Here is a 16,324-nt window from a genome sequence, read left to right on the forward strand (position 1 = left end):
AATGCATGCCCGCGCCGAGCGGATTCTATATGGCGAGGCGGCTCGGAAGCCACTATTCTTTTAGTGCTCTGACCCGCAGAAACAGGAATGTACTCCCATTGGCCACTGAAGCTATCACAATACCCGATAGATCCAAAAAAGGGGGAGTGCCTACACCTGTAATCACCTTAATGGCTTCTAATGCCATAGCAGATCCGACAACTCCTGACTCAGCGCAATTAGGCACGTCTCCAGGAAGTGGAGGATAGGGGAACACATCTTCATACGATAAGCACATCCACTCCGCAAGTAATCTCCAAGGAATCAGGCCAAGAAAAACGATCGTTGATCGTTGTGACTTCGCATTCAGGATTGAGATCCTTCAAGCGCTGAGCAGCTGATTCCACCTTTGGTTGCCCAATGCAATTACTTGAATGAACGATTTGCCTTTGCAAATTAGAAATATCTACTATGGCGGCATCAATAATCGTAATGTGGCCAACTCCCGCTGCTGCGAGATAAAGTGCAACCGGTGAACCTAAACCACCAGCTCCGATGCATAACACATGGGCATTTTTTAACGTGTGAGCGAAACCTGCCGTGAATAACGTGGATTATTCGCTAAGGACATTACACACCGACCCACTGGGTAGACCCATCTGACATAAGCTGTTCATTCCAAATAGGAACCTGGGTTTTCATCGCATCGGCAAAAACTTGTGCTTGAACATAATCAGGGTCGGGGCCGGAATGAGAACAACAATGATGGTGTTGTTGAGGTTCATGATATGAGAAATAAGTGGATCAAGCACCGCAATCCCATCTCGGCACCCGCCCCTGTGGTCCTAGAAGAGTCATAACAAAGGTTTTATCTGCATGGATTCCGGCGACACAACGGCTTGCAACCACAGTATCAACAGACTCAAGACCCTTATTCCAAAATGCTTAGGAACAAAACCTAGGGCACTTCATATAGTGGATAACCAAAACCCTCCCTTGCTTATCGTGAAAGTGACAAGTAGGGAGGGAAAAAGGATTTTTAGAGGACCTCGGTGGCCTTTAAGATTTCAGCGATTGCATCGCGGGACGGGGCGTCGTCGATAGGTGCCAATGGCATGGACATCAGGTTCGAGGAGAAGATACCCATGAGCTCGAGGGCGGTCTTGAAGGACCCGACACCTGCTGCTGGGCCAACCTTGCCGATAGGCTGGAAGACGATCTCGAACAGGGCAGCGAGGCGATCTTGTTCCTTCTGGACGGTAGCCCAGTCGCCGGCCTCTGCAGCCTTCCACATGCGGACGTAGCCGGCGGGATCGACGTTGCCAAGACCTGGGACACAGCCGTCGGCACCTGCGATGAATGCGCCGTCGACTACTGCCTCGTGGCCGGTGAGCAGGGTTAGTGGGGAACCTGCCTTCTTGTTCAGCATGACAAGGCGGCGGAAGGAGACGTCGTCGCCAGAGGAATCCTTAACGCCTGCCAGAACACCCTCGGAACCCAACTTGACCAGCAGCTCAGGGGAGAGCTTAGTGTGTACGCACACGGGGATATCGTAAGCGATAACAGGAAGCGACGTTACTGCGGCAACTGCGCGGAAGTGAGACTCGACCTCTGCAGGTCCACAGATAGCGTAGAAGGGGGCGGTGGCTACGATAGCGTCTACACCGGCCTCCTCGGCAGCCTTGATGTGGCCTAGCATGCGGTTGACCTGCATATCGATCACGCCCGCGTAGACAGGCACACGACCAGCTGCGATACGGACAATTTCGCGGATGACAGTTGCGCGGTCTTCGTCAGACAAGAAGGCAACCTCGCCGGAAGAACCCAGAGCGAACAGGCCGTCAACGCCACCGGCGATGAGGTGCTCAACGAGGCGCTCGAGAGCTTCGAAATCGATGCTGCGATCGGACTTCATGGGGGTGAGTACTGGTGGGATGATTCCCTTAACGATGGAAGACATGATAGGAAAAATCCTTTCAAAAAAGCGTAAGTTTTAGAGGAATGACGGGGTAGCTGCGAGCAACGTGCGAGTGTAATCCGTCTTAGGGGCGGCAAAGAGCTGCTCAGTAGGTTGCTCTTCCAAAATCTCACCTTTATACATAACGCACATGCGGTCTGAGATGTAACGAACAGTGTTGATGTCGTGGGAGATGAAAACCAAGCCGAGGCCCAGCTCAGTGCGCAGGTCAGAGAGCAGGTTGAGCACCTGAGCGCGAACGGAGACATCCAATGCGGAGGTGGGCTCGTCGGCGATGATGAGATCAGGTTCGAGCGCTAACGCACGAGCAATAGCAACACGCTGGCGCTGACCACCAGAAATCTGACGAGGCAGCACGTCGAGCGCCGATTGTGGCAAACCAACGAGGCTTAACAACACCTGCACGCGGGTAAGGCGTTCTGCCTCGGTGCCGATCTTGTGCACGCGCAGCGGATCAAGGAGCTGTTCCTTCACCGTCATACGAGGGTTCAAAGCGGTAGCTGGGTCTTGGAACACCACGGAGATCGCACGGCCGAGCTCCTTGCGCTGATGGCCGCTGCCGGTCATCTTGGTTCCATTGAAGAATACTTCGCCGCTGGTTGGCTTTTGCAGACCAACCATCACGCGGGCCAACGTGGACTTACCGCAGCCGGATTCGCCCACAATGCCCACGACCTCGCCACGATCGACGTGGAAGTTCACGTTCTTGTTGGCGTGAACCGTATCGGGGCGAAACAGTTTGCCGGTACGAGTCTTGTGAATAACGTTGACGTCTTTGAGCTCAATTAGGGGGACATCGGAGCTGCGTCCGGTGAGACGTTCTCGAGACTGTTTCACATGGTTCGACATGATGACTATTCTCCTTTGCTCTGCATCGCTGCTAGGAGCTCATCGGTAGCAGCCCAGCGGTGGGTGGACGTTCCGTCGATAGCACGCATGACTGGCTTCTGGTTGAGGCCAAGCTGTGGGTGGCTAGAACGCGGTGCGAAGCGGTCGCCAGCAACAAACTCACGAGGGCTTGGAACCGTACCAGGCACCTGGTAGAGGCGAGATGCGCCGGATTCGATGGACAGCACAGCGCCGAGGAGGCCGCGGGTGTATTCGTGGTGTGGATCGGCAAGTAGCTCGCGGGTGTGGCCCTGCTCGACAACCTGACCTGCGTACATGACGGTGATCTTGTGCGCGAGCTTAGCAACCAGCGCAAGGTCGTGGCTGACGAAGATCATAGAGAAGCCGAGCTTTTCGCGCAGCTCGTTGAGCAGATCCACCACTTGGTGTTGCACGGTGACGTCGAGAGCCGTGGTGGGCTCGTCGGCAATGAGCAAGCGAGGATTGCGGGTCAACGCCATAGCGATGAGTACGCGCTGGCGTTGGCCACCGGAAAGCTCGTGAGGGTAAGACTTCAGGGTACGAACTGGATCCAAGCCCACAAGCTCCATGAGCTCTTCTGCGGTGCGTTTGCCGCCACGGCGAATCAGCTGGTTGAGCTGGGTGCTAATCAGCATCGAGGGGTTCAAGGAACTGAGTGCATCCTGGTAGATCATGGCCATGTCGTGGCCGCGCAGTGCGTTGCGCTCGTCAGCGGACATTTCCAACAGGTTCTTGCCGCCGTAGAGGATCTCACCGGTGATAACAGCGGTTGGAGGCAACAGACCCATGATGGTCATAGCGATCAAGGACTTACCACAACCGGACTCGCCAACTAGACCCATGGTTTCGCCTGGTGCGACGGTGAAGTTGACTTTGTCCACGATCTTGACATCGCCGTGAGCGTTCGGGAACGCGATGCTGAGGTCCTTGACCACGATCAGAGGTTCTTCGCCGCGGGTGTAGTTTAGGCGACGATCCTCCGACATTTCCGCATCACGCAGCTTAGCCAGCGAAGTGTTCAAAGCCTTGGCGGCTTCTTCCTCAGTGGTATGACCCAAGGTGTTGCGCTTGTCGATCGTAGGATCATTGTCGGAAACAGCTGCGGTGCGCTTGATACGAGGCGAAGCCATGGCATCGGTCAGGCCCTCGGACAGAATGTTCAAAGCGAGCACTGTCAGCAGAATCATCAAACCTGGGAAGAACGTAGGCCACCATGCACCGGAGAGCAGAAGCTGCTTGCCGTCGGCCAAGATGTTGCCCCATGAAGGCTCTGGTGGCTTCACACCAGCGTTAATGAAGGACAAGGAAGCTTCGAAGACGATAGCGTCTGCAACCAGCACGGTAGCGAACACGGCGATAGGAGCAATTGTATTGCGTGCAACGTGCTTGAGGAGGATGTGAGGGATACGAGCGCCCATCACCTTGGCGGCAGCAACGTAGTCCTCGCCAAACTCGCTCAAGATATTAGCGCGAACCACACGAGACAACTGTGGGACGTACAGGAAGCCGATGGCAAACACCAGCACAGGAAGCGAGGTGCCGAACACTGCGACGAACACGGCTGCCAAAGCGATGCCTGGGAAGGACATAATGATGTCCAAAATGCGCATCAAAACTTCGGAGACAACCTTGCCGCCAGTAGCAGCAACGGAACCGAGAACAGCGGCAGCTGCGAGAGCTGCTGCGGTAGCGCACAAGCCGATGACGAGGGAGGAACGGGCGCCGAAGGCGACGCGAGCAAAAATGTCACGACCGATGGCGTCAGTACCGAACCAGTGCTCACCACTTGGCGGCTGAACTGGGGTAGAAGATGCGAGAGGGTCATAGCTGGAGATCAATGGCGCAAAGATAGCTATTGCAGCGATGAGAGCGAGGAAGATCAAAGCGATCTTAGAGGCTACAGGCAGGGACTTAAGACCGGTAAAACGGTGGCCTGCTTTGGTTTCGAGGTTTTCTGTCAGGTTGCGTCGCATTAGATGCTCCTGATGCGTGGGTTGACGAGCACGTACAGCATGTCAACGATGATGTTAATGATGATGAAGGCCACGGCCACGGTAAGTGTTACGCCCTGGACGAGGAAGACGTCGTTACGCGTCACACCGTCGAGGATCAGCTGACCCATAGCCTGGATGTTGAAGATGATTTCGATGATCACGGCGCCACCCATGAGGTAGCCGACGCGGAGGCCGAGAACCGTAATGGGGGTAATCAAAGCATTGCGCAAAACATTTCGAGAAATAACTTCTGACTTCGGGATACCCGAACCAATTGCGGTACGGACATAGTCCTTATCGAGCTCTTCCACCATGGCTGTACGCACAACACGAGTCAACGAGCCGGCAACCGGAACGCCGAGGGCGAATGCCGGAAGGAAGATGTTGTTGAAGTAGATCTGGGGGTTTTCCGTCATCTTGGTCCAGCCGGTGACAAGGGCAGGGAATAGGCCCCACGCGCCGGGGATGGTGCCCAACCACTGGATGAGCAAGATAGCCAACCAGAAGGAAGGAGTTGCAAGCGCTGCGATAGAAACGACACGGATGACCTGGTCAGGCCAGCGATCACGGTACAAGGCTGCGATAACGCCGAAGATGAGAGCGAACACAACTGCGATGAGCAGGCCCCACATGGTCAGCTGCAAGGTGATAGGGAATGCGCGGGCTACAACGTCGGTGACGGGGGTGTTACCGGTGGTGGTGCCCAAGTCGCCGTGCAACATGTCGCCGAGGAAGTGGAAATAACGGACAAGGAGGGGATCGTTGAGGCCGTGGGATTCCCGGTACTCTTCGAGAGCTTCAAGCGATGCTGTTTCACCGAGGGCCAAACGGGCTGGGTCGGCGGGGCTGAAGGACATGATGAAGAATACGAGGAACGTCACACCGAGAATCATGATCGGCAACGCGACGAGGCGCCTACCAATCAGACGAAGGAGGTTAGACATGTGCGTAATCCTGACTATCGGAACTGTTATCTGCAGCTAAGGTCGCTGAACCACGTACATTGCGTGCAACCAATTGAGGGGGTTGGGATATCTTATTCAGCGCTTGCTGGACGAAAAATGTTTGCCGGTGGCCGTGCTATTTATGCCACCGGCAAAGAGGTGAGAGGTGGCGGGTTCCCCCTAGTGCCCTATCTAGGCGATGTGTGGAAAAGATTGGGAGCCAGGGGGAAGATTGTGTGCTACTGAGTGGTGCCAACACCCGAGAAGCTCAGGCCGGTCAGGGAGATCGGCTTAAAGTCAACCAACGTGCTTGCATCCCATGCGGTCGGTGCCTTGCGGTGGAACAGCGGGTAGAGAGGAACGTTCTCGGAGATGATGTCGAGAGCCTCGTGCCACTTGCTCTTCTGCTCGGACTCGCTGGTAGTTGTAAGACCTGCGTCGAGGACCTCTTGAAGCTTGGTGTAAGCTTCGGTGCCCTTCCAGTGCATACGAGTATCGGTCCAAGTGTCTCCGGAGTACCACCAGCGCATGAGCAGGTCAGGGTCGGTGCCGAATACGGATGGGTCGCCAGGTGCGATCACAACGTCGTAAGCCTCCGGCTTGCCGTCGATGGTGTTGTAAACATCCGAGGACTTCTTCTCGGTGAAGTCGACCTGAATGCCCAAAGCGGTGAGGGATTCCTGAATCAAGGGGGTGCACTTCTTAACCCAGTCGTGGTCGGTGCACAGCATGCGCAGCTTGGTAAGGCCAGTCTCCTTGAACAAAGCCTTTGCCTTTTCTGCATCGTGCGAGTAGACAACCTTGGCCTCGTGGTACTGAGGGTGCTCCTTGTGGAGGAAGGAGGTAGGTGCGGTTGCCTGGCCGAGCAGAGCGGTCTTGATGACCTTGTCTATGTCGATGCCATAGAGGAATGCTTGGCGGTTCTTCAAGTCGCTAAATGGGTTGGACTTGTCGTTGTTGAACATCGCGAACAACAAGCCGAAGCCCTGGACGGATTCCACAGTGTGGGTGCCCTTGAGCTGGTCGATGGAGAGGTAAGGAACCGAGTCGATTGCCTGGACGGACTTGGACTGCAAGGCATTGGTACGGGTGGAAGCATCTGGGATGATCTGCCAAACCATGTTCTTTGCGCGAGCTGGCTTAGGGCCGTTGTAATCCTCGAAACGCTCGAACTTCACGGTCTTAGAGGTACCGCCGTTGTCGGTCATCTTGTAAGGGCCGGAACCGATTGGGTTAGCGGAGAATGCGTCAGCATCCTTTTCGACGGCTGCCTTAGGAACGATCTTGACAACTGCAAGGCGGCTAGCAAAAACGCCCGTCTCGGTGGAGAGCTTGAAGATGACGGTCTTGTCGTCCTTCTTCTCTACGCTGGTGATGAACGGAATGAAGGAGGCGTACAGGCTCTTGTTGGCCTTGTCCAAAACGCGCTCGAAGGAAAAGACAACGTCATCGGCGGTGACTGCGCTGCCATCGTGGAACTTGGCGCCGTCGCGAAGCGTGACCTCAACCTCAGTGCCGTTAGCCTTTGGCATTTCCTTAGCCAAAGCTGCGTAAGTCTCGCCGGTTGCTGGGTCAATTTCGGTCAGGCCTTCGAGAGTGTGCCAGTTGGCAGCAACCGTCAGTGCGGCAGTGGTGGACATTGGGTCATAGCCATTGGTGCCCAATTCATAAGAGATTGCTGCGTTAATGGTGCCATCGTTATTGGCGGAGCCGGCTGCTGCTTGGCTGCCGGATGCGGAAGAACCGCTGTTATCGGGGGCACACGCCGAGAGGGTGGCGGCGAAGCCTGCTGCGAGTCCGACTGCGCCGGAGATCTTGAAGAAATCGCGGCGAGAGTAGCGGCGCTGTGAATCCATGCTCATAGGAGTTTCCTTTCCCAAGTGAGGAATTAGCATCGACGGTCGATCTACAAAGCATCCTACATCAGACGTCTGATGTCAGGGGTGAAAATGTGTTAACATCACACCTGAAAGCCACGGATCGAGCATTCTCAACCCCCATTCCATTGTGGTTAGGCATGTCCAGGCAGAGCAGTGACATGGTGAAACGGGAGGCCAACGGTCTGCGACACAGTACTTGTGAAAGTGATTCTCACCGATTACTAGGGGTAAACATCGCAACCCCCCAAAAACCAGTGATTTATCTCTCCTCAAAGTCAGCAACAAAGTACCCCTGTACGGAACCAAGGAGTCACCGTGAAGGACCATTTAGGGAGCAGCTTCGGCAAAAACCCCACCGTCTTAGCCATTGAAAACTACATACGTGAAAACGGCCTTACCCCAGGAGACGTACTCCCCTCAGAGGCCGCCATCTGTGAACACCTAGGTGTATCCCGCTCCTCAGTACGAGAAGCCATGAGAACCTTGGCGTCCCTTGATGTTGTAGAAATTCGCCATGGGCACGGAACCTACGTTGGAAAAATGTCCATGGCTCCACTCGTCAACGGCATGGTCCTCAGGCTGACGCTCAACGAAAAATCCGCGATCGAAAACCTCCAACATGTAGTAGGTATGCGCATCGCCCTCGACCGCAACAACGCTAAAGAACTCGCCGCCTATTACAAAGGACGTGAAACCCCCAAGCTCGACCAAATCGTGGAAGAAATGAAAATCCAATTCGAGCGCGGCGAATCCTTTGAACACCAAGACTTCCTCTTCCACCAACTGCTCAACAACCATCTCTCCAACCCGCTCATGCAGGAATTTTCCATGGCACTGTGGGAAATTCACACCCGCGTTGTGCCACGGTTGGGACTACGCGACCCCGAAGACATCTCCAACACTGTCCAAGCACACGCACACATGGTAGAAGCGCTGCGTGCGGGAGACGTCGACAGGCTGCTAGAAACCATCGACGAGCACTACCAGCCACTGCTCAGCATCCTAGAGAAGAAACGCCAATACGTCGAACAAACAGAGCACGCAGCTGAATCCCAGAAAGGCACCCCCCACCTATGACGCACGCACTCGGTGTCGACATCGGCGGCACCAAAATCGCAGTCGGAATCGTCGACACCACCGATCCCACTACCGTGATCAACCGACACATCGTCCCCACACCCGATCACGACGTCATCAACCAGGTTCGCTACGCCATCGCCCACATCATCACCCCCGAAGTAACCAGTATCGGCATTGGCGCGCCGGGTGTGATCGACGAAACCACCGGCGTAGTCGTCTCCTCAGGGCCCACCATGCAAGGCTGGGCAGGCACACGCATCGCCGAAACTATTACGGAAGAGTTTTCGCTTCCCGTCGCCGTGCATAACGACGTCCGCGTCATGGGACTCGGCGAATCCATCTACGGTGCAGGGCGCGACTACAACAACGTACTCTTTGTCAGCCTTGGTACCGGAGTTGGCGGTGCGATCGTCCGAGACGGGCAACTAGTAGCCTCCCCACACCACACCGCGGGCGAACTACGAGCACTAATCGGCAGGCTTCCTGACGGCCGCGCGGATCTTCTAGAAAACTTCGCCGCAGGCCCAGGACTGGCACGACGATTCGGTGAGCTCTACCCAGAACACGCAGGTCGCGACCTACGATCCATCATGGAGCTCTACCATGCAGGTGACGCCACCGCCCACGAGTACATCACTTCCACACTGGAAGCAGCAGGCGAAACCATCGCGGGATTCACAAGCGCCATCGACGTAGACGCCATCGTGATAGGCGGTGGAGTAGGCAACATCGGCACTGCCATCATCGAACCATTTGCCCGCGGATTTGCTGCTCACGCCATCCCACCACTAGGCGAGATCCCTATTCGCCAAGCGCAACTTGGCACCGACGCACCGATCGTGGGCGCCGCATACCTAGGTCACAGTGCCATCGCATAACGCTCAATAACTATTGAAGGAGAAAAATCATGGACCGCAATGCCTTTATTTCCCAAGTAGGTGGCAGCTTGATCGTGTCAGCACAAGCACCAACGGGGCACCCACTGCGCGACACCCGCACCATCGCCTTCCTCGCAAAAGCCGCGGAATACGGTGGATCCACTGCTATTCGCTGTGGCGGCTACGGCGGACTCGACGACATCGCCGCTGTGCGCGAAGCAGTGTCAGTGCCAGTGATCGGTCTGACCAAAGAAGGCGACACCGGAGTGTACATCACTCCAACCATTGCCTCCGCAGTAGCAGTGGCACAAGCAGGCGCAGACGTTGTCGCTATCGACGCTACCCTGCGCCCACGCCAAGACGGGTCGACCTTCAAAGAACAAGTCGATGCAGTTCATGCGGAAGGAAAACTCGCCATGGCCGACATCGCCACTGCTGAAGAAGCAGTTCAAGCACACCGCGATGGCGCTGACATCATCTCCACCACGTTGGCTGGTTACACCGAAAATCGTGAAAAAACTCACGGTCCCGACATCAAACTGATCAAGGAAATCCGTGAGCTCCTAGGCGATGAGATCTTCCTCATCGGTGAAGGCCGCTTCCACAGCCCAGAGCACGTCAAGCAGGGATTTTCTGCAGGTATCGACGCCGTCATCGTCGGCACCGCTATCACCGACACCGCATGGGTTACCACCCAGTTTGCTAACGCAGCCCGCGGAAACTAGCACCCCCACACATCACAACCTGAGGAGTATCAAGGAATGAAACAGATCATCGGTGATCTGGTCACTCCAGCCGGCGTTCTACCGCACCATCGGATAGACATCGACTCTAACGGAATGATCGCAGCGATCACACCAGCACCGGAAGTAGACAATGCACCTCTCGTGCTGCCTGGCCTTGCCGACATTCACAACCACGGTGGAGCAGGGGAGTCCTTCCCCAACTCCGACTACGACGGATGTGTAATCGCCGCACGCCACCACCGCGCGCACGGATCGACCACGCTGCTGGCGTCGACAGTATCTATGCCCGAGGACACCCTCCTGCCGCAACTATCCCTCCTAGCGGATCTTGCCGACGCCGGCGAAATTGACGGAATCCACGCCGAAGGCCCCTTTGTTAACCCCTGCCGCTGCGGTGCCCAAGATCCCGAAGCGATCATCCCAGGCGACCCCGAGCTATTCAAGAAAATGATCAGCGCGGCACGTGGCTGGCTCAAATCCATGACCTTCGCCCCCGAAACCGCGCACGCCACAGAACTCATCGACCTGTGTGCTGAAAACAACATCATCGTCTCCCTCGGGCACACCGACGCCGACTTCTCCGTCACCGAAAAAGCCCTGACCTACGCAGTGGCCGCAGGCGCAACAGTGACCGCAACGCACCTGTTCAACGCCATGCCGGCCATCCACCACCGCGCACCAGGAGCTGCAGCAGCGCTTATCGACGCCGCCGCCCGCGGTAACGCTCACGTCGAGCTCGTCGCCGATGGTATCCACCTTGATGACCACACCGTACGCATGGTCATCGACTCCGTAGGTGCGGATCGCGTGAGCTTTGTCTCCGACGCGATGGGCGCAGCCGGAAAAGAAGACGGTGACTACGTTCTTGGAGCCCTTGCCGTCACAGTCAAAGACTCCGTCGCACGCTTGACTACTACCGACGGCAGCGAAGGCGCCATCGCAGGTGGTACCTCCCGTGTGATCGACCAAGTGCGCCGACACGTTGCAGCAGGATTCCCCATAGAAGACGTGGTCAAAGCCGCAACCGAAGGCACCCGAATCCTCGGACTACACGACCGCGGAGCCATCGAAGTAGGAAAACGCGCCGACCTAGTTCTATGCAGTGGCGACTTCCACGTCGACCACGTGCTGATCAAGGGCGAGGAAATCTAAGGCCACAAGCCCCTTAAAACGAAAGAGAAAACCATGGAGATCGTAATCACCCCCACCAAGGAAGACGCCGCCCGCATTGCAGCCGACATCTTGGAAGAATACGCACGCGAAGGTAAAACCCTTGGCCTTGCCACCGGATCTACTCCACTTGGCACCTACCAAGAGCTCATTCGGCGACACAATGAGGAAGGCTTGTCGTTCGCCGAATGCCAAGCATTTACTCTCGACGAATATGTTGGCCTGCCTCGCGAACACGAGCAAAGCTACTACAGCACCATCCGACGGGAATTTACTTCACATATCGACATCCCAGATGAGAAGGTGTTCAATCCTGACGGCACCGCAGAGCACCCAGGAAAAGCTGCACAGGAATACGATCGTCTGATCGCAGACAAAGGTGGCGTTGACGTGCAAATTCTGGGCATTGGAACCGATGGTCACATTGCCTTTAACGAGCCCACCTCGTCTATGGCAAGCCGCACGCGCATCAAGACGCTGCACCCAGACACGGTTCGTGACAACTCCCGTTTTTTTAATGGCGACGAATCACAAGTTCCACACCATGTGATGACCCAAGGAATCGGCACCATCCGCGAAGCACGACACCTGCTCATGCTCTGCTTTGGCGAGAACAAAGCAGATGCTGTCAAAGCCATGGTCGAAGGCCCAGTAGCTGCCGTATGCCCAGCATCTGTTTTGCAGCTCCACGAGCATGCCACCGTGATCGTTGATGAGGCGGCGTCCGCAAAACTTGAGCACACCCAGTATTATCGCTATGCCTTAGAGAATAAGCCTGACTGGCAACGTTTTTAAGCACATAGGTAAAGGAGCGCTCCTCTTGGGTGAGGGGAGCGCTCCTTTATACGTTATTGATTAACGAATACCTGGGATACGGATGTTAAAGAAGTTGACAAGCAAACTTCCGATTCCAAGTACGGAAATTATTGCACCAACGACACCGGCTAGCGTGGCTATTGTTGATGACCAAGATCCAAATAATCCGTGTTTATTTTTTTCAATATTCTCGGCATTGATCTCGTTCCCAGTTTTTACAACAGCTGGTGGTCTACTAGAATCTACAAGTTTGATGAGTGAATAGACTTCGTTGGACTCATCAGTCTTATCGTAGTTGGGGACAATCAGTGTGCCATCTTTTCGCGCGATAAAGGTTCCGTGAGCTAATTCTTCTGTTTGCCGACCCCGCGGCAGGCGAAGCTCCCGTTCTTTAAGCCAATCTTTTTTCTCGGGGTCGTACCAAGAGAGCTTTCCTTCTTCTCCGCTTTCAACCACGATTTTCCCTGACGGATCGAAAGCAACATTTGACCAACCGGAAAAACCAGTTTTATCGGTTCCTATAATGCCTGATATATCACTGAGTTCGCGATCCTGATAACGCAGAACCTGACCAAAGGCGTAGTCTTTGTGTGGGTTCTGATCAAAACGGACAACTAAAGATCCATCTGAATGTATGTTGACTGCGTTAGCCAGTTTAGGGTCGTTAGAACGCGAACCTTGCATGACTTTGACGACGGGGTCTTCAGTGGTTCCAGCGGCTTCAGCTTTGATGGATAAAATCGTATTTTTTATGGTTTGTTTGGTACCACCCAATTCAGAATGTAAATCTGAACTCGAGTTTAATATGAATGTACCGTCTTCCATTGGAATAAACTCGGGGACGTCATTGTAGAACTCGTACAGCATAGCGTATGGGGTGGTAGTTCCGGTCATACTCTCTTTTAGCTCTTCAGGGAAGAGTTCCTGTGCTGGAGGAAGATCTTTATACTGGAATGAGTTATGAGTTAAAATTCCTAGCTTCGCTTTGCGATCTTTTACAGGTACGTAGCTGCTACTGCTAGATTCTGTAATAGCCACTAACTTTTTAGTTTTTGGATGATAGGCTATGTTTTGGATGGGGTCAGTAGCTGAAGCCACTTTATAGGGTGTGCCGATTTTGGTTGTCGAAACAGGAACTGCTATAAGGTCTTTTTGATTCGTGCTTTCTACGTAGTAGTAGATCCGAGAATCGGGATCATAAGTCCCGACCTTAACTTGTCCTAACTTCGGAACAGCTACTTCTTGTAGTTGTTCTAGATTATTGTCTAGAAGATAGAGTCCTTTTTTTCCGACTGCCACTAGAATTGCGTCACCGAGATCAACGAGTTTGTGATAGCCGTCAGTGTAACCTTGAGGCGATTTCCATTCTTTTCCGGATTGGATGTAGCCGCCTTTCAGAAGAGAGGGCTTTTCTCCAAAACCATCGTAAGAGAATGAAAGCGGTGCTAAACCTTCGTTTTCTCCATAAAACTCGGAGAACATTTGTACACCTCCTGGATTCGCCAAAGCTGATACTATGTTCGTCCATTCAGTGCGGTTATCCTCGCTTTTGATAGTAGCGCTTCCAGGATAAAGATTAGCGATTTTTACACGCTGTTCTGGCTTGTACCAATTTCCTGTCGGGTATTGCTTTGAGGCCACTTCGGCATCGATATAGCTATCTTCGTTGCTGATAACAATCTTTGGGTCTTTAATTGTTAAATCTAGTTTACAATTAGTAAAATTTTTACTGTCGTCACAGTACTTTAGGTAAACAATTTTTCCACGAAATTGTGCTTCAGTGCGTTCCTTGGCAGCATCGTATGTAGCTTTTTCTAGATTAAACTCAAAATTATTCGTAGAGATACGCTGCGCGCCGTCTTCAACCTTACTGGCGCCGCCAGTGTAATTATTGAAGCTTTCGCGAATTCCCCAGTTCATTTTGCCTGACGTGGCGACAACCATCGGTTTCTGTAGTTCTTCAGCAACTGCTGTCGTGGTTGCCACCGAAATGAATGAAGCGATAGTTGTTGTGGCTAAAAGATAGATAAAACGCGAGCCTTGAAACTTTGGATGCATAAATTATTTCCACTTCCATATATTAAAAAGGGGGATAAAAATGTATTGCTGCAAGTGAACCATTACGACTAGTTCTGAAAAATGGTGAGGGGAAAACTAGTTGGCAGGTTACTAATGCCTCAATTTTATCGAGGAAGAAAACTTACGATTAATGAAATTAATCCTGCTATTATCCCGAAATATTTAAAGAAGGTAATAGCATATTTCCAGCCGGTGGATTGAGCGTTTGCTGTATTGACAGGCTCGGGCATTGGGAGTGTGGCAGCCATAGCAAGTCGATTCTTGCGTGCTGATTTTTCCACTTCAATCTTGTCGGTCTTACTGTCAACGGATGTGGAAAATATTTCCAGTTCAGGGACGTTGACTGGCATTACGTGCACATGATGATTTTTGTGGAGAATCTCTGAGGAAACTCCCCAGTTAATCACAGAAAAGGCATCGTATTCGTAGGTGTCGTTATTTGACTCCAAATCATTAATGATATCCGTTAACGCAGATTTTCCTTCCTCCGAGAGTTTGATGCGCTTTTCAATCGCCTTCTTCTTTTGGGGGTCTGTTTCATTGGAGTGAAGAACTGTATGAGAGGCGATGCTTTCCGTGAGTAAAGGAAGGGCTTGTTTGGACGTTTTTAAGTCGATGCCGACTTGGCTGATGTCTATAGCACGTGCAAGTTTATTGCCTTCTGACTGTAAAAGTGACAGCACAACGCGTGCTTTCCCAATAAAACACGCACGTTCGGAACGATGGTGTATCTCCGTGAGGGCTATGGCCTTATCTCGCGAGGTATAAAAATTGTCATAATGCTGGTCTCTTGCTGCACTATGGTACATGTGCCGCTTTTTTGATATATATGCAAAGGTGGCAATTGAATTCGAATATTTGTTTCCATCGCTCGCTGGGGTGTGATAGTAGCCTTCGACCATTGCATCGATTGTTGGTTCCGACGCTATGGCTACTGTTTGCGGGATGGCAACTGAGATGGTGCTAGCGCCGGAGATTACTGCGAGCGCGAGGGTACACGCCATGAGGGGGCGAGGGCGGGGCATATAAAGCATATAAAGCCTTGTTGTAGAGGGAAAATATGACAAACACAAACTAGCAAGGTAAGGCATACCTTTCTAGATTGTGTTTTTTACAGGGGTGCTACAAGGCATCGGTCACCTTTTATGTCTGTCTAAAAGTGGTGGTAGAGGTAAAGATTTGACTTTTGTCTAAATGTTGTCTCTTACCCCCGTTTGCCATGGGCTGAATTGTTTTAGGTTGTTATTGCCCGATGGTTTGTTGCTTTCCTTCATTGTGTGTACTGTAACTTCTGGTTTTGTATAAAACAGCTACAAAGCCACTAAGTAAATTTCCAAACCTACTTTGTTGTAGGCCTCCCGCCTTATGCGACCGTGTGAATAACAGGCAGCGAGCACCCCAGCTACTGAGTTAGGGGAGCGCTAGTGGCCCTCAAGAGCGCGGTTCACGCCGTTAAAGGTGGGTAGGAACCGCAACGAGAAAGGCGCTAGGTCACTTCTATGACCATGACTGATCCAATCGCCGACATGCTGTCGCGCGTGCGCAATGCAAACAATGCGCACCACGATGCAGTGTCGATGCCTTCTTCTAAGCTCAAGGCAAACATTGCCGAGATTCTGAAGTCTGAAGGCTACATTGCTGACTACAAGGTTGAGGATGCAAAGGTCGGCAAGACCTTGACCCTCGACCTGAAGTACGGCCCAAACCGTCAGCGTTCCATCGAGGGCGTTCGTCGCGTTTCCAAGCCAGGTCTGCGTGTGTATGCAAAGTCCACCAACCTGCCACAGGTCCTCGGCGGCTTGGGCGTGGCCATCATCTCCACGTCCCAGGGTCTGCTGACCGATCGTCAGGCTACCGAGAAGGGTGTAGGCGGAGAAGTTCTCGCCTACGTCTGGTAAGGGAGGAGACGA

General features: G+C 53.3%; 13 protein-coding genes and 1 pseudogene. 6 read left to right on the forward strand and 8 right to left on the reverse strand.

Annotated features, from left to right (window positions below; all coding sequences use genetic code 11):
* Positions 1-26: 26 nt before the first annotated feature.
* From CIP100161_RS12630 to CIP100161_RS02595, 6 genes and pseudogenes are all read right to left on the reverse strand, one after another.
* A pseudogene (locus tag CIP100161_RS12630) lies at positions 27-610 on the reverse strand (ThiF family adenylyltransferase); the annotation flags it as partial.
* 408 nt (positions 611-1,018) lie between these two features.
* Complete coding sequence (locus CIP100161_RS02575; protein ID WP_155871658.1) at positions 1,019-1,939, reverse strand: dihydrodipicolinate synthase family protein; 921 nt, start codon at positions 1,937-1,939, stop codon at positions 1,019-1,021.
* A 33-nt stretch (positions 1,940-1,972) separates the two neighbouring features.
* Complete coding sequence (locus tag CIP100161_RS02580; RefSeq protein WP_155871660.1) at positions 1,973-2,806, reverse strand: ABC transporter ATP-binding protein; 834 nt, start codon at positions 2,804-2,806, stop codon at positions 1,973-1,975.
* Between the two features lie 5 nt (positions 2,807-2,811).
* A complete protein-coding gene (locus tag CIP100161_RS02585; protein WP_155871662.1) occupies positions 2,812-4,800 on the reverse strand; it encodes a dipeptide/oligopeptide/nickel ABC transporter permease/ATP-binding protein in 1,989 nt (662 codons plus the stop codon).
* Entirely contained in the window at positions 4,800-5,765 is a 966-nt protein-coding gene (locus CIP100161_RS02590) for an ABC transporter permease (protein ID WP_155871664.1), read from the reverse strand. Before CIP100161_RS02590 ends, CIP100161_RS02585 begins: the two co-directional genes overlap by 1 nt.
* 239 nt (positions 5,766-6,004) lie before the next feature.
* The gene (locus tag CIP100161_RS02595; protein WP_155871666.1) at positions 6,005-7,627 is read right to left on the reverse strand and encodes an ABC transporter substrate-binding protein; all 1,623 of its coding nucleotides are present in this window, start codon (positions 7,625-7,627) and stop codon (positions 6,005-6,007) included.
* A 333-nt stretch (positions 7,628-7,960) separates the two neighbouring features.
* Here CIP100161_RS02595 and CIP100161_RS02600 point away from each other — a divergent pair, with 333 nt between their 5' ends.
* From CIP100161_RS02600 to nagB, 5 genes are read left to right on the forward strand one after another with little or no spacing between them, the layout of a single operon-like run.
* Positions 7,961-8,722 (forward strand): FadR/GntR family transcriptional regulator, encoded by a 762-nt coding sequence (locus CIP100161_RS02600; protein WP_155871668.1) that lies wholly within the window; start codon positions 7,961-7,963, stop codon positions 8,720-8,722.
* Positions 8,719-9,603, forward strand: coding sequence for an ROK family protein (locus CIP100161_RS02605; RefSeq protein ID WP_155871669.1), 885 nt, complete (start codon positions 8,719-8,721; stop codon positions 9,601-9,603). Before CIP100161_RS02600 ends, CIP100161_RS02605 begins: the two co-directional genes overlap by 4 nt.
* Before the next feature lie 29 nt (positions 9,604-9,632).
* Positions 9,633-10,328 carry an N-acetylmannosamine-6-phosphate 2-epimerase gene (locus CIP100161_RS02610; RefSeq protein ID WP_155871671.1) on the forward strand — a complete coding sequence of 232 codons (696 nt, stop codon included), beginning with the start codon at positions 9,633-9,635 and terminating at the stop codon, positions 10,326-10,328.
* A 36-nt stretch (positions 10,329-10,364) separates the two neighbouring features.
* The gene (locus tag CIP100161_RS02615; protein WP_155871673.1) at positions 10,365-11,501 is read left to right on the forward strand and encodes an N-acetylglucosamine-6-phosphate deacetylase; all 1,137 of its coding nucleotides are present in this window, start codon (positions 10,365-10,367) and stop codon (positions 11,499-11,501) included.
* A 33-nt stretch (positions 11,502-11,534) separates the two neighbouring features.
* A complete protein-coding gene (nagB, locus tag CIP100161_RS02620; RefSeq protein ID WP_155871675.1) occupies positions 11,535-12,314 on the forward strand; it encodes a glucosamine-6-phosphate deaminase in 780 nt (259 codons plus the stop codon).
* Between the two features lie 60 nt (positions 12,315-12,374).
* Here the strand turns inward: nagB and CIP100161_RS02625 are convergent, their stop codons facing one another.
* Positions 12,375-14,393, reverse strand: a complete 2,019-nt coding sequence (locus CIP100161_RS02625) for an HtaA domain-containing protein (protein WP_155871677.1) — start codon at positions 14,391-14,393, stop codon at positions 12,375-12,377.
* Positions 14,394-14,518: 125 nt separating this feature from the next.
* Positions 14,519-15,316 carry a hypothetical protein gene (locus tag CIP100161_RS02630; protein ID WP_232053063.1) on the reverse strand — a complete coding sequence of 266 codons (798 nt, stop codon included), beginning with the start codon at positions 15,314-15,316 and terminating at the stop codon, positions 14,519-14,521.
* A 597-nt stretch (positions 15,317-15,913) separates the two neighbouring features.
* Here CIP100161_RS02630 and rpsH point away from each other — a divergent pair.
* Entirely contained in the window at positions 15,914-16,312 is a 399-nt protein-coding gene (gene rpsH / locus CIP100161_RS02635; protein WP_014301438.1) for a 30S ribosomal protein S8, read from the forward strand.
* Positions 16,313-16,324: the final 12 nt, after the last annotated feature.

The organism is Corynebacterium rouxii (assembly GCF_902702935.1).
GTDB classification, from domain to species: Bacteria; Actinomycetota; Actinomycetes; order Mycobacteriales; family Mycobacteriaceae; genus Corynebacterium; species Corynebacterium rouxii.

Coding starts and splice junctions, on each gene's coding strand:
- nagB (WP_155871675.1), top strand. CDS start 11,535: ATGGAGATCGTAATCACCCCCACCAAGGAAGACGCCGCCCGCATTGCA.
- CIP100161_RS02605 (WP_155871669.1), top strand. CDS start 8,719: ATGACGCACGCACTCGGTGTCGACATCGGCGGCACCAAAATCGCAGTC.
- CIP100161_RS02575 (WP_155871658.1), bottom strand. CDS start 1,939: ATGTCTTCCATCGTTAAGGGAATCATCCCACCAGTACTCACCCCCATG.
- CIP100161_RS02580 (WP_155871660.1), bottom strand. CDS start 2,806: ATGTCGAACCATGTGAAACAGTCTCGAGAACGTCTCACCGGACGCAGC.
- rpsH (WP_014301438.1), top strand. CDS start 15,914: ATGACCATGACTGATCCAATCGCCGACATGCTGTCGCGCGTGCGCAAT.
- CIP100161_RS02595 (WP_155871666.1), bottom strand. CDS start 7,627: ATGAGCATGGATTCACAGCGCCGCTACTCTCGCCGCGATTTCTTCAAG.
- CIP100161_RS02630 (WP_232053063.1), bottom strand. CDS start 15,316: ATGGTCGAAGGCTACTATCACACCCCAGCGAGCGATGGAAACAAATAT.
- CIP100161_RS02610 (WP_155871671.1), top strand. CDS start 9,633: ATGGACCGCAATGCCTTTATTTCCCAAGTAGGTGGCAGCTTGATCGTG.
- CIP100161_RS02585 (WP_155871662.1), bottom strand. CDS start 4,800: ATGCGACGCAACCTGACAGAAAACCTCGAAACCAAAGCAGGCCACCGT.
- CIP100161_RS02615 (WP_155871673.1), top strand. CDS start 10,365: ATGAAACAGATCATCGGTGATCTGGTCACTCCAGCCGGCGTTCTACCG.
- CIP100161_RS02625 (WP_155871677.1), bottom strand. CDS start 14,393: ATGCATCCAAAGTTTCAAGGCTCGCGTTTTATCTATCTTTTAGCCACA.
- CIP100161_RS02590 (WP_155871664.1), bottom strand. CDS start 5,765: ATGTCTAACCTCCTTCGTCTGATTGGTAGGCGCCTCGTCGCGTTGCCG.